We start from the raw sequence: 414 nt of genomic DNA, 5'->3' as shown, positions 1-414 counted from the left end.
GGGTTTTAATGACGCATCATATTGTTGCGTTTCTTCATTAAACACTACCAAATCAGGTTTTTTTGCTGCGTTTTTCATACGGATGCAAATTTACTACAAAAACAACTTTGCGAATTGGTTTGTGAAAAATTTAACGCTGAAAAATCAAGCTATTTTATCCTGTGAAAAAATCAAAAACATTGCTAATAGCGCTTGTTTTGGTTTTATAAAACTCAGTATAAGTGCATCTTTCGCAAGTAACACTGGTATATTTTTGATTTTGAATATCAAAAATCTTAGAAAAAGTCCCTCCTGTTGCTCTTAATTCCGCTAATTTATATGTTTTGCATTGACATTTTGGACAAGAATAATTTCGAATTTGTTCGCTCATAAAAATAGTTTTTATTGATTAAGGGTTCAATTTACAATTTTGTT

At 29.7% G+C, this 414-nt stretch carries 1 protein-coding gene; it reads right to left on the bottom strand.

Annotated features, from left to right (window positions below):
- Positions 1–154 precede the first annotated feature (154 nt).
- The gene (locus tag IU405_RS00435) at positions 155–370 is read right to left on the bottom strand and encodes a zinc ribbon domain-containing protein (RefSeq protein WP_197436691.1); all 216 of its coding nucleotides are present in this window, start codon (positions 368–370) and stop codon (positions 155–157) included.
- Positions 371–414 lie beyond the last annotated feature (44 nt).

Origin of the sequence: Polaribacter sp. BAL334 (assembly GCF_015767435.1) — a bacterium.
Classification (GTDB): Bacteria; Bacteroidota; Bacteroidia; order Flavobacteriales; family Flavobacteriaceae; genus Polaribacter.
This window is presented reverse-complemented; position numbering and strand designations above follow the sequence as displayed.

Excerpts from the sequence above, each read along its gene's own strand:
- IU405_RS00435 (WP_197436691.1), bottom strand. The coding sequence starts at position 370 with ATGAGCGAACAAATTCGAAATTATTCTTGTCCAAAATGTCAATGCAAA.